We start from the raw sequence: 11,945 nt of genomic DNA on the forward strand, positions 1-11,945 counted from the left end.
TATATGAACATCAATTAAAACATCGTTACCCATAGAACGGCTGCGAAGCTGATGAATTTTTTGAACTCCATCGATGCTTTGGATAACTCCTTCAATTTCGGTTAATAATTCTGGTTCTACGGCAGTATCCACCAATTCTTTTACACTATTCCACCCATAGTCCCAGCCCATTTTTACAATCATTAACCCAACAATTATTGCCGCAACAGCATCAAGATAGATGAAACCTGCCAAACTGCCAATCAGGCCAAGCAGTACGACTATGGATGATGCAGCATCAGAGCGGTGGTGCCAGGCGTTAGCAATAATTAACTGGGAATTAATACGTTTTCCTACATATTTCGTGTAATGGAACAGCGTTTCATTGGCTATTATGGAAATACAAATTACCGGAAGAGATAACCAGCCTGGCATGGTGTGATCGGAATTTATTAACTCATCAATAGCATCCCAGGCTATCCCGCAGCCAGCCAGGATAAGCAATAATGCCAGAAGCAGGGTAGCTGCGGTTTCAATGCGTTGATGCCCATAAGGATGACTATCATCGGCATCCAGGCTTCCATATTTGGAAGCAAAAAGAACCATAACATCAGTAAACAGATCCGAAATCGAATGAACCCCATCTGCAATTAATGCATGAGAGTGGTATAAATAGCCTCCTATTACTTTGATGATGCCAAGAAGTGCATTAATGCTTGCTCCTATTAACGTTACTTTTTTGGCTTGCCAATAGCGTTCGTTCTGTATCATTAATAACCCTGTTTCAGATCAAATTTAGGAAATGGCCTGTGCATTTGCTATATAAAGATAAATAATACCATTATATTTTTGAAAACTCAGGTAAAAAAATATTGAAGTGTGTTGGAGGTGTCCCATGGATGTTTTGAATGAAGGATTTTCTTACGGTTAATTTTTTGATTTAAAGGGGGAATATGTAATTTTACCCTCTCCTGCGATTGGGTTTAAGGCTATTTGACATTATTTCCTTTGCGGGCGAGGGCAAGGAATTGGGATCCCGCATTACGCGCTTGCGCTAATGCGGCTACGTATTAGGAGCTGCCATTGTAGCCCGTATTGGCGTAGCGTAAGTACGGGATAGCCGGGAGTGGAAGCACTTTCCTACTTACTTTTATTTGTTTAAAAAATATCTATCCTTGCAAAAATTGCTCAAAATTACCCAGCCAACGCCGGGTTATTGCCCGGGCTACTTCTGGTTTTTCTAATACTAATTGTTTTGCCACTGGGGCTAAGAGAGGGAGCAAGGCTTGGTCTCGCTGTAAATTAGCTAATTTAAATTGTCGGTAGCCAGTTTGTCGGGTACCCAGCACTTCTCCTGCGCCTCTTAACTCTAAATCTTTTTCAGAAATAATAAACCCATCGTTTGTTGCCCGCATCACTTTTAATCGTTCACTGCCCTGTAATGATAGTGGGTGTTGATAAAGAAGAATGCAATGGGACTGTGCAGTACCTCGTCCAACGCGCCCTCGCAATTGATGTAGTTGTGACAATCCTAGTCGTTCGGCATTTTCTATAATCATTAAGCTGGCATTTGGGACATCAACTCCTACCTCTATTACTGTAGTTGCAACCAACAAATCAATTTCTCCTGATTTAAATGCCGACATGGTCGCTTCTTTTTCTATTGATTTCATTTGGCCGTGAACCAGGCCCACGCGAACGGTGCTTAATTGTTCCCGAAGTCGTTGTGCGGTATCGGTCGCAGCCATACATTGCAATTTTTCGGATTCTTCTATCAAGGTGCATACCCAGTATGCCTGTCTTCCGCTGGCTATAGCTGTTTGTAAGCGCTCAATAATCGCATCGCGTTTATCCTGGTTTAATACGGCTGTAGTCACCGGTGAACGCCCTGGAGGTAGCTCATCAATGACAGATAAATCCAGATGTGCAAAATGAGTCATGGAGAGTGTTCTTGGAATAGGAGTGGCTGTCATTAATAGCTGATGAGGAATCAGATGATTGTGTTGCCCTTTTTGTTGTAATAATAAACGCTGTTCCACTCCAAATCGGTGCTGCTCATCAATAATAACCAGACCTAATTGAGAAAATTCAACCTCTTCCTGAAACAGAGCATGAGTTCCTATAATCAATTGACAGCTTTTATCAGCAAGTGCTGCGAGCGCTTTTTTACGTTCAGCTGTTTTCATTTTTCCGCTCAACCGTAACACAGCAATATTCAAGGGGGCTAACCAGTTTAATAGATTATTGTAATGTTGTTCGCTTAATAAATCGGTTGGTGCCATCAATGCAACTTGGTAGCCCACTGCAATTGCCTGAATGGCTGCAAGCGCCGCAATAACCGTTTTTCCTGACCCTACATCACCCTGTATCAGGCGTAGCATGGGTTTGGTCTGGCTTAAATCTTGAATGATTTCCTGTACAACTCGTTGTTGCGCATTAGTCAGCGCAAAGGGAAGGGCGGTTAAAAATTGCTCTGTAATTTTATTTTCAATGGGAATACTTGGCGCATGAAGTTTGCCTCGTGATTGTCTGGCGAATTGCATACTTAATCGTTGAGCTAGTAACTCATCAAATACCAACCTCTTCAGTGCAGGATGTTCGCCATTTTCTAATGTGGTTAAAGACGTATCCGGGGGAGGATTATGTAACAATTTGATTGCGTAGCCTATATCAGGGAACTTATTGGTGTTCAGTTGCTCTTCAGTCATCCATTCCAGTTGATACAGATCCTGCTCATAGCCTGCCAGGGCGATTTTTACCAATTGTCGGAGTCGAGTCTGGGTTAAGCCTTGAGTTAAGGGATAAATCGGAGTTAAGGTTTCATCAACGCGGCATTCAGATTCATCATCAAGCAGTTGATATTCTGGGTGAATCATTTCTAAATGACCATTGAATTCGCGTACTTCGCCAAATGCATGAATTCTGGTGCTGTTATTTAACGCGCTGACTTGTTGCTTGTTAAAGTGAAAAAATCGGAGCTTGATAACACCGGTTTTGTCTTCCACATAGCAGTTTAGCATCATTCTCTTACCGTACTTCACCTCTGTTTTACACACGGTGCCTGAAATAACGCACCAGTTATTCGAACGTAAATCCTGAATTGCTGTTACTCTGGTTCGGTCTTGATAGCGGTAGGGTAAATGAAAGAGCAGATCTTGCACTGTAACAATGCTGCATTTAGCTAGTTTTGCTGCCAGTGTCGGTCCGACACCAGACAGGGATTCACACGAGTTGGACAGCACAGTATTAATTAATCCAGTAAAAAAAGGAATAATAACAGGAAATTATATTCGTTGCGAATCAGTTACCAGGACCTGTTGACATTTCATTGGTTTGAGCCAAAATGGATTGATTTTAGAAACCCAAAGCGGAGCATCATTGTCATTAAGTTTAAGATTCTGTCATTCTACCTAAATGCCAACAAACCGCAAATATGCAGGAGTTAAGCCGATGGGGCGCATTATCACGTTTACATCAAGTTTAATATTAGTTTGGATCAGCGGCTATTTGCTCATTGCCGGACGGGGCTTATTAGTGCCTCTGGTCATTTCGATCTTCATCTGGCACCTACTCAACACTATAAATAGTGGCATGCAAAAAATTCCTGTTGTTGGCCAACGTTTTCCTTCATGGCTGAGTATGATCCTGTCTTTATTTGTTGTCGCAATCCTGGCCAAAATTTTGATAGATATTATTACGAATAATGTGAATGATGTCATTGCAGCATCCCCTCGTTATCAGGATCATTTATTAGTTATTTTTAACAACCTGGATAATCGATTTCATATTAAGGCATTTGCTGATTTTAATAACATAATCAAAAGCCTAAATATTCAGAGTATGGTCGTGAATATTTATAGTGTGTTTACTACAATAACCAGCTCAGCAGTGTTAATTGCTTTATACGTTGTGTTTCTGTTTGTCGAGCAGCATTATTTTAGTCAAAAAATGGATGCCTTTTTTCCTCAAAAGGAGCATAGAAAGTTAGTAAAAAACATTTTTTCACACATTACAAAAGATACTCAGACTTATTTGGGTATTAAAACATTATTGAGCCTTGCTACTGCAACTGCCAGTTGGTTGATTATGAAATGGGTTGGATTAGATTTTGCAGAGTTTTGGGCTTTGTTAATTTTCTTTTTAAATTACATTCCGAATATTGGTGCTATAGTTGCAACTGCATTTCCGGCGGCACTGGCATTAATTCAATTTGCAAGCTGGTGGCCATTTTTGGAAGTTACTTCCGGTATTGTTGCTATTCAATTTATTGTTGGCAATTTTTTAGAGCCCAGATTATTAGGGAAGTCCCTTAATGTAAGTCCATTAGTTATCTTATTTGCTTTAGGTTTATGGGGATCCATCTGGGGTATATTAGGTATGTTTTTGTCAGTGCCTATAACGGTCATGATGATGATTATCTTTGCCCATTTTGAGACAACACGACCTATAGCTATTTTATTATCCCAAGATGGCTATATTAATAAATCATATGAAACTATCGATGAGTAAAAATCTCTTTGGATATTTATAGTTCGATTTTCCTTTGTTGTTTTGTAGGTTCCAGGGGCTCATGAATGAGTACTGCACCTACAAAAATAGCTTTATCATGATTTTTTGAGCGATTAGTTAGGCAGGGGGGCTCACTATATGCTGCATACGTTGCCCAATCTTTTCTCGGTATAATCTTTCCATCTGACATGAAAAAGCGCATAATAACAGTATTTTTGACGGGTATATGAGTAGTATGAAACATACAGTTGAGCATCTTTTAAAACAATCGTTAACATCACTACAACAATCAGGCGCTATTTCTGCAGACCTTGATATCGAGATAAAGGTAGACAATGCAAAAGATCCCAGTCATGGTGATTATGCCAGTAATATTGCTCTTATCTTAGCGAAGCCTTGCCGTCAGGCACCCCGGAAACTGGCCGAGTTGTTGGTTCAGGCATTACCTGAAGATTCTTCAATCGATAGGATTGAAATTGCAGGGGCAGGTTTTATTAACTTTTTTATGAAAAGTAGTGCTCGTGCTTTGATTGTGGCTGAGGTATTGGAGCAAGGCAAGGAGTTTGGCCGCAGTACTCTTGGGCAAAAGAAGAAGGTATTGGTGGAATTTGTTTCAGCGAACCCAACAGGTCCTTTACATGTAGGCCACGGAAGAGGTGCTGCTTTTGGTGCAACTTTAGGTAACGTATTAAATGCAGCTGGCTACGATGTCACTTTGGAATATTATGTAAATGATGCCGGAAGACAAATGAATATTCTGGCTGCCAGCGTCTGGTTGCGTTATCTGGAGTTGGCAAAGGAACCTGTTGTTTTTCCAACAAATGCTTATAAGGGCGAGTATGTTTATGAAATAGCCCAGAAAATTCAATCAGAACATCCTGTACAATACGTACATTCCTGGGATGTTATTAGTGCTGAATTACCTGCTGATGAGCCACAGGGAGGCGATAAAGAACTTTATATTGATGCAGTTATTGAGCGCGCCAGAGTTTTGTTAGGGGACGATGGTTTTGATTTGTTCCATTCTTATGCCTTGAATACTGTTTTAGATGACATCAAAGATGATTTGTCTGGATTTGGAGTATGTTATAAAAGTTGGTTTTCTGAGCAGTCTTTGTTTGAAAACGGTTCTATTGATAAAGGAATTCAGGCATTAAAGGATGCTGGACATACCTTTGAAAAAGAGGGCGCTTTATGGTTTAAGGCAACTGATTTTGGGGATGAAAAAGATAGAGTTTTGGTGCGTGCTAATGGACAAACCACTTATTTTGCCTCCGACGTAGCTTATCATTGGAACAAATATGACAGGGGTTTTGATCGTGTTATCGATATCTTTGGTGCAGATCATCATGGCTATGTAACACGTATTCGTTCTGCTGTTAAAGCCCTTGGACATGATGAAAATGCATTAACGGTTTTGTTGGTTCAGTTTGCCATACTGTATCGTGGCAGTGAGCGAGTGCAAATGTCTACTCGAAGCGGCTCATTTGTTACCTTGAGAGAGTTGCGTGAAGAAGTCGGTAACGATGCTGCCCGATTTTTTTATGTTGCGCGAAAACCAGAACAGCACATGGATTTTGACTTGGACTTGGCTAAGTCTGAATCCACTGATAATCCTGTTTATTATATACAATACGCTCATGCACGAATTTGTAGTGTTCTGCGGCAATTGGCTGAGCGCGGGATGAATTGGGATCGTTCCTTAGGGCTTCAGCATATTGACTTGCTGGATAAGTCTCACGAAAGTGCATTGATAACGCTTATTTGCAGATATCCGGAAATTATCGAATCCGCGGCAACAACGTGTGAGCCTCATCAGTTAGCCTATTATTTGAGAGAACTGGCCAATGGGCTACACAGTTATTATAACGCAGTTCAGCTTTTATGTGAGGATGAGCACTTGCGATATGCCAGATTATGTTTGTTAGAGGCTGTTCGACAAGTCTTAAATAATGGCCTTGATTTATTGGGCGTTTCCGCTCCAGAGAGTATGTAATGGCAAGAGATTATGGAACCAGGCGCACGACACGGCAAAAGGGAAGTGCGCCACATCAATTATTAGTGATTGCAGTTACCTTTCTTCTCGGGTATTTGACGGCTACTTTTTTTGATGTACAAACTGTTAGTACCTGGCTGAATACTCAGGTTTTGGCTGGTCATGAACAGCAACAACCGACCAAACCTGAACCGCAACAGGCTCAAATACCCCCTAAGCCCAAATTTGAGTTCTATACCTTATTGGCAAACGATAAAAGTGCAGCGCAATCTGCGGCTCATTCAAATGCGAACCGTCCAGCTCAGGTTAAAACAGCTACTCCTTCTGCTCCAACATCTTCACCAACCGTTAATGGAGCAGCTGCAATTACTACTGCAGCCAGAAATACGGCTGTTAAGCCTAATGCAAACGCGCTGCATCAACCTGCAGCAGTTAAAGTCGCTGAAGGAAAAGCTCTGACTCCTGCGCCTGTGACTAAAGGAAATTTCATGGTGCAAGTTGCTGCATTTAAAGCAAGACAAGATGCAGAGCATATGAAAGGATTGTTAATTCTTAAAGGATTCAATGTAAATGTTGTTCCAGTAACCAATACACAAGGTAATTGGTTCCGGGTTGTAGTTGGACCTTATTCAAATAAAGGACTGGCACAACAAGCTCAAACCACTTTGGCTAAAACGGAACGCTTGCGTGGCATGGTTACAGGTGGGTAAATGAAGGTTATCGGTTTACCGTAACCTTGACTGTACCTGCATTTTTCACTGCATGTGGTTTGCTTACTGAAACAGTAATTTGCGCCGTATTAAATGTGCTTTTAACTAAATGAGCCACGTTATTTGCAACTGTTTCAATAAGGTGGAATGAATTTGATTCTACATATTGTGTTATCGTCTGGCACAATGCGTCATAATCTAAGGTGTTGTGTAACTCATCTCTACATTCTGTGAAATCTAAGGGAATAGAGATGTCTATCAGTAATTGTTGAGTAATTCGTTGTTCCCACGCATGTATACCAATTCGTGTAGAAACACTAAGTGCGTTAATATTTAAGTAGTCCATGTGGCTGTCTCTAGATGATCAATTTTAAATTTGGTTGGATTCTACACCAGGTTCATCCAATGATACCACTGCATTGAACGCTCTATCGTGTTACCATACGAGCAATTTAATGTAATTGAGATTTAATTATGTACGATATTAATCAATCTTTATTCCTTCGTGCTTTAAGACGTCAACCTGTTGAGCGAACTCCTGCCTGGATTATGCGCCAGGCAGGCCGATATTTACCTGAATACAGAAACACCAGAGAACAGGCTGGCGATTTTCTAAGTCTTTGTAAGAACCCTGAGCTTGCTTGTGAGGTGACATTACAACCCTTAAGACGATTTGCTTTAGATGCGGCTATCTTGTTTTCCGATATCTTAACCATACCTGATGCAATGGGGTTGGGTTTATATTTTGCAGAAGGTGAGGGGCCTTGTTTTACGAATCCTGTACGTGATGTGCGAGCAATTAACGCGTTAACTGTTCCTGATATGGCTGATTCTTTAAGCTATGTAATGGATGCTGCTCGTTTGATTCGGCAGGAAATGCCAGCGAACCTGCCTTTAATTGGTTTTTCAGGCAGTCCCTGGACTTTAGCGTGTTACATGGTTGAGGGAGGGAGCAGCAGAGATTACAAACGCATTTTAAATTTGGTCTATACTGAAGATAGAGCCGCTCATATGTTGTTGAATAAATTGGCGATATCTGTAAGTCAATATTTAAAAGAACAAATTAAAGCCGGGGTAAATGCGGTAATGATTTTTGATACGTGGGGAGGCATTTTAACGCCGCAAAACTATCAGGAATTTTCTCTGCGTTATATGCATCAAATAGTGCAGGATTTGAAAGCAGAATATCCGGATGTTCCCGTTATTTTATTTACTAAAGGTGGGGGACAATGGTTAGAACAGATGGTAGAAACCGGCTGTGATGCATTAGGAATTGACTGGACTTGTGATTTACATTCTGCTCGTCAACGAGTAGGAGACAAGGTAGCGTTACAAGGGAATCTGGATCCTGCTGTATTATTAAGTTCGGATCAGTGTGTTCGTAAACAAGTGGGAAATGTCTTAGCGTCATTTGGTCATGGAAGTGGACACATATTTAATCTGGGACATGGTATTACGCCTGATGTACAACCAGATCGCGTCGCTGCAATGATTGATGCTGTACATGAATTAAGCCCCCAATACCACTCGAGGTAATTATGATTATTGAGAGTCTATTTAAACCTGCTTGGTGGCTTTCTAATGCACATGCGCAAACTGTTTATGCATCCATGAGACATCCGATACAAGCCCCTGTTGATAAAGTAGAACGAATAGATTTACCCGATGGGGATTTTTTGGATTTAGCCTGGAGTACGGCTAATTTACCAGATAATGCTCCTTTAATCATTATTTTGCATGGGTTGGGTGGCTGTGTGAATTCAAGTTATGTTGCCCGATTTATGAATGCCTTTAATCAACGAGGTTGGCGGGCGGTTCTCATGCATTTCCGAGGAGCTGGTAAAGAAATTAATCGTTTGCCGCGTGCTTATCATTCCGGAGATACCGGCGACTTGGATTATTTGATCGAGACCCTTAACATTCGTGAACCTGGTACTAAAAAAGCGATTGTCGGGGTATCTTTAGGTGGAAATGTCTTATTAAAATGGTTGGGAGAACAAAAGGTTCACAGCAAAGTACAAACGGCCGTTGCTGTATCTGTCCCATTTCTTCTGAATAAAGTAGCCAATCGAATGAACGTTGGTTTGTCTCGTTTCTATCAGACTCATCTTTTAAAGCAGTTTAAATCGGTTTTTGCTCAGAAAGTGATTCATTTAAAGAATCCTCCTGATGTTTTGAAAAAAGCTGCTAATTGTAATTGCTTCTGGACTTTTGATAATCAGGTTACTGCTCCTCTTTATGGTTTTAGCAATGCGCACTCCTACTATAGAGAGTCCAGCTCCAGGCAATATTTGCGCCATATAATGACGCCTTCTTTAATCATACATGCTCAAGACGATCCGTTTATGACGGCTGATGTATTACCAGAAGAACATGAGTTATCAGAATGTGTTACCTTGGAAGTCAGTAAAAAGGGAGGGCACGTCGGATTTATTTCTGGGAGTAAAATTTGGGCTCCAGTCTATTGGCTTGATCAACGAATTCCAGAGTATATTGCCCAACAGTTTAATGGTGAATCGATACTACAGTGTAGCCCGGATTAGACGAAGTAGTAATCCGGGAACAGTGCCCTTATGAACACAAAGTTACTCTAAACGTTCCGAAACTGACGACTCAGTTGAATAGCCATTTCTATAGATTGTTCGTAATTTAATCTGGGATCTACCAGGCTATGGTATGCTGTTTTAAGATCGTCAGCAGCCAGACCACGTGCTCCACCAATACATTCGGTAACATTATCACCAGTCAGTTCAAAATGAACGCCACCGAGATAGCTTCCCATCTTATGATGAATTTCCAATGCTTGTTTTAATTCTGACAAGATATTGTCAAAATGACGTGTTTTGGTGCCATCTGCGGTTGTTTCTGTATTTCCATGCATGGGATCACAAGACCAGGTCACCGGAATATTGGTTTTCTTTACTGCCTCAATCAATGGCGGTAACAGGTTGCTGATATGCTTAGCGCCCAAGCGGGTAAATAAAAGAATACGTCCTTCTTCTCGTTGAGGGTTCGCAATGTGCAATACTTCTGCTAACCATTCCGGGGTTGCTCCTGGGCCTATTTTAATTCCAAGCGGGTTTTCTACACCGCGTAGAAATTCAAGGTGGGCACTATCGGCTTGTGCCGTACGCATGCCTATCCAAGGCAGGTGAGTTGATAGGTTATACCAGCGCCCATCTTTCAGCTGACGGGTAAGAGCTTGTTCGTAATGTAGATGCAATGCTTCATGAGAGGTATAAAAATCAACTTTACTTAAATTACTGGCACGTATTCCATCTATGGATTTCAAGAAATCCAGAGCATCTTCAATGGAATTGACTATGTGCTGGTATTCTTCTTTTTGCGTTGAGTGTTCAACAAATCCCAAATCCCAGCGTTGTGGGTGATGTAAATCTGCGAAGCCACCATCCAATAAAGCACGGATGAAATTCAAGGTCATAGCAGAACAACTGTATGCTTGAAGTAATAATTTTGAGTTAGGTTCTCTGGCTGCTGGGGTGAATTCTGGTGAATTCACTATATCTCCACGATAGCTGGGCAGAGTTACACCATCAATGGTTTCAAAATCAGAGGAGCGAGGTTTGGCATATTGCCCTGCAATGCGTCCAACTCTGATAATTGGTTTACGTAAACCATAAAGCAGAATCAAACTCATTTGTAAGATAATTTTTAATTTATTGCTGATCACTTCCGATCTGCAATCATTGAATGATTCGGCACAGTCTCCACCTTGGAGAATAAACGCTTCTCCTCGACCAGCACGTGCAATCTCTGCTTTTAAATTCTTTACTTCACCACTGGTAACCAAGGGAGGTAAGAGGCTTAATTGTTCAACAACTTTATTCAGTTGCTCCTGATCTGCGTACGTTGCAGCTTGCAAATACGAGCGTTGCAGCCAGGATACTGGCGACCATTCCTGCATAATAAACTCATGTGATTTTTTTGATGTCTAAGTATGGAATAAATGAACATTTACTGCAAGTAAGCGGCAAAGGTAGGCTATATTTAAATTTCTATAGTCGGGACTTGAAAAATTAATAGAGCGTCCCCATGTGTTACGGTCAGGTAAGTAAGGAGCATTTTTATGAGCAAACATGATAAAAAAGATTGGAATAAGTTTAAGGAAGAAAATCAGGCACATGAAGAAGAGCTAAACGAGGAAGGTCCAGAAGAAATTCTTAATGAGGAAGAACAACCTGATGCTGCATTAAGCCATCCTAGCTACGTTGCTTTAGAAGAACAACTTACATTGGCAGAACAAAAAGCACATGAGAACTGGGAAAAGTCAGTAAGAGCTGTGGCTGAACTGGATAATGTACGTCGCCGCATGGAGCGTGAAGTAGCTAATGCCCATAAGTACGGTGCGGAAAAATTGATTTCGGCTCTGTTGCCTGTAGTGGATAGCCTTGAACAAGCATTGCAACTGGCTGATAAAAATTCCGACCCCGCTATGCATGAAGGATTGGAATTAACCATGAAACTGTTTCTCGATGTTCTGGATAAATTTGATGTGAAACAGCTGGATCCAATGGGCATGCCTTTTGATCCTCAACTACATGAAGCAATGTCTATTCAGGATGTACCGGGTACTGCTCCGAATACGGTTATTGCTGTGTTCCAGAAAGGGTATCAACTCAATGATCGAGTTATCAGACCGGCTCGAGTAATTGTTTCAAAAAAATAAATTGCAGAAGAGCAGAAACAAGAGCATTTGAAAAATCAGTTTTATTGTAATGAATTCATTTTTT

General features: G+C 41.0%; 10 protein-coding genes. 6 read left to right on the top strand and 4 right to left on the bottom strand.

Annotation, left to right across the window (positions count from 1 at the left end):
- Together Q0495_RS09725 and recG are read right to left on the bottom strand one after the other, a co-directional pair.
- Nucleotides 1–750 (bottom strand): cation diffusion facilitator family transporter (locus Q0495_RS09725; protein ID WP_298625478.1); only part of this gene is annotated, 750 nt, incomplete at its 3' end.
- Nucleotides 751–1,148: 398 nt separating this feature from the next.
- A complete protein-coding gene (recG, locus tag Q0495_RS09730) occupies nt 1,149–3,221 on the bottom strand; it encodes an ATP-dependent DNA helicase RecG (RefSeq protein WP_298625480.1) in 2,073 nt (690 codons plus the stop codon).
- A gap of 208 nt (nt 3,222–3,429) precedes the next feature.
- Here recG and Q0495_RS09735 point away from each other — a divergent pair, with 208 nt between their 5' ends.
- The 3 genes from Q0495_RS09735 (at nt 3,430) to Q0495_RS09745 (ending at nt 7,194) form a co-directional block, all read left to right on the top strand.
- Nucleotides 3,430–4,488 carry an AI-2E family transporter gene (locus Q0495_RS09735; RefSeq protein ID WP_298625483.1) on the top strand — a complete coding sequence of 353 codons (1,059 nt, stop codon included), beginning with the start codon at nt 3,430–3,432 and terminating at the stop codon, nt 4,486–4,488.
- A 235-nt stretch (nt 4,489–4,723) separates the two neighbouring features.
- Nucleotides 4,724–6,484, top strand: a complete 1,761-nt coding sequence (gene argS / locus Q0495_RS09740) for an arginine--tRNA ligase (protein WP_298625485.1) — start codon at nt 4,724–4,726, stop codon at nt 6,482–6,484.
- Entirely contained in the window at nt 6,484–7,194 is a 711-nt protein-coding gene (locus tag Q0495_RS09745) for an SPOR domain-containing protein (protein WP_298625488.1), read from the top strand. The genes argS and Q0495_RS09745 overlap by 1 nt, the downstream gene beginning before the upstream one ends.
- 7 nt (nt 7,195–7,201) lie before the next feature.
- On the opposite strand, the gene folB is transcribed toward Q0495_RS09745, so the two are convergent.
- The gene (folB, locus tag Q0495_RS09750; RefSeq protein ID WP_298625491.1) at nt 7,202–7,540 is read right to left on the bottom strand and encodes a dihydroneopterin aldolase; all 339 of its coding nucleotides are present in this window, start codon (nt 7,538–7,540) and stop codon (nt 7,202–7,204) included.
- Between the two features lie 128 nt (nt 7,541–7,668).
- Here folB and hemE point away from each other — a divergent pair, with 128 nt between their 5' ends.
- A complete protein-coding gene (gene hemE, locus Q0495_RS09755; protein ID WP_298625493.1) occupies nt 7,669–8,730 on the top strand; it encodes a uroporphyrinogen decarboxylase in 1,062 nt (353 codons plus the stop codon).
- A 2-nt stretch (nt 8,731–8,732) separates the two neighbouring features.
- Nucleotides 8,733–9,737: a hydrolase gene (locus Q0495_RS09760; protein WP_298625496.1), complete on the top strand. Its 1,005-nt coding sequence runs from the start codon at nt 8,733–8,735 to the stop codon at nt 9,735–9,737.
- A gap of 47 nt (nt 9,738–9,784) precedes the next feature.
- Here Q0495_RS09760 and Q0495_RS09765 read toward each other — a convergent pair whose 3' ends face one another.
- Nucleotides 9,785–11,119 carry a 3-deoxy-7-phosphoheptulonate synthase class II gene (locus Q0495_RS09765; RefSeq protein WP_298625499.1) on the bottom strand — a complete coding sequence of 445 codons (1,335 nt, stop codon included), beginning with the start codon at nt 11,117–11,119 and terminating at the stop codon, nt 9,785–9,787.
- Nucleotides 11,120–11,281: 162 nt separating this feature from the next.
- Between Q0495_RS09765 and grpE the strand changes: the two genes are divergently transcribed.
- Entirely contained in the window at nt 11,282–11,881 is a 600-nt protein-coding gene (gene grpE / locus Q0495_RS09770; protein ID WP_298625502.1) for a nucleotide exchange factor GrpE, read from the top strand.
- Nucleotides 11,882–11,945 lie beyond the last annotated feature (64 nt).

It is taken from the genome of uncultured Legionella sp. (assembly GCF_937871865.1).
GTDB lineage: Bacteria > Pseudomonadota > Gammaproteobacteria > Legionellales > Legionellaceae > Legionella.